Here is a 1,060-nt window from a genome sequence, read left to right as displayed (position 1 = left end):
CTCGTAATAGTCCGCGCGGATCTCGCTGTACCAGTGCATCCGGCCGGGCCCGCTGCCGGTGAGCCGCATCCGGCCATCGATCAGCGTCTTGGCCTTGTGTGTGCCAATGATGAACACCCGCAGCCCGTACTTGGCGGCCTTCGTGTTGTCCTGGGTGGTGTCTGCGGACTGCGCCGGCTTGGTGAAGATCTCCCGGTCTCGGCTGTCGATGGACGCGCCCTTGATCGCCATGATGTTGAAGCGCTGGCGGTCTCGCACGTAGGTGTACACCGCGTCACTGGTGTTGCCGTCCGAGCTGTCGAGGCTGACCGCCGACACTGCGATCTGGGCGCCGCCATCCACCGGAATCGGTGTGGAAATGATCTTGTCCAGCTCAGACCAGACCGGGTCATGGGGGTCTATCGGGTTGCCCGGCAACTCGCCCCAGTACAACCGCCAGGACTCCTCCCCCCTGCCCCAGCCGACAATCACCAGGGCCAGGCGGTCGCCCTGGACGTCTACACCCACCGTCACCAGCAGCACGCCCTTGGGTGCGGTCAGCTCGGCATAGGGCTCGGCGCGTTTCTCCAGGTCGTCGGTCTTGGGCGCGTTGCTCTTGTACTCGTAGCTTTCACCCATCGAGCTGTTGGTAAAGGCGATCATCGGGCCAATGTTCCCGTTCGATGCGGCATGCTCGGCTTGCAGCTTCTTCTCCATCAGCACTTCGAAGCGGGAGCCGTGGAACGTGGCATACAGCTCGTTGATGATATAGCCGGCGATCCCGCGAAACTCGGCGGTCGCTTCCCAGCGCCCGCGCTTAAGGTTCGCGTTCTTCTGGTGGTCATCCCAGATGGCACTGCAATGCGGGCAAACATAGAACGCCGTTTCAGGACGGCGCTTGCCGTAGACCTCATGGAAATAGTGCGGGTCTTCATCGCAGTGCAGGTGTTCGAAGCTCAGCGCGTGGGCCTGCCCGCATTCGTGACACGGCACCAGGCCAATACGCTTGTCCGACAGCTCCAGCTCAGCATCGATTGCCGACAGCCCCTTGATGGTCGGGGTGCCGCCGATGATGATCTTG

Annotated in this window: 1 protein-coding gene; it reads right to left on the bottom strand. The window is 62.5% G+C overall.

The window, feature by feature from the left end:
- On the bottom strand, nt 1–1,060 hold a 1,060-nt coding region (locus CAG11_RS32985), incomplete at both ends, for a terminase gpA endonuclease subunit (protein ID WP_178081836.1).

The organism is Pseudomonas sp. B6(2017), assembly GCF_002112765.1.
Lineage (GTDB): Bacteria > Pseudomonadota > Gammaproteobacteria > Pseudomonadales > Pseudomonadaceae > Aquipseudomonas > Aquipseudomonas piscis.
This window is presented reverse-complemented; position numbering and strand designations above follow the sequence as displayed.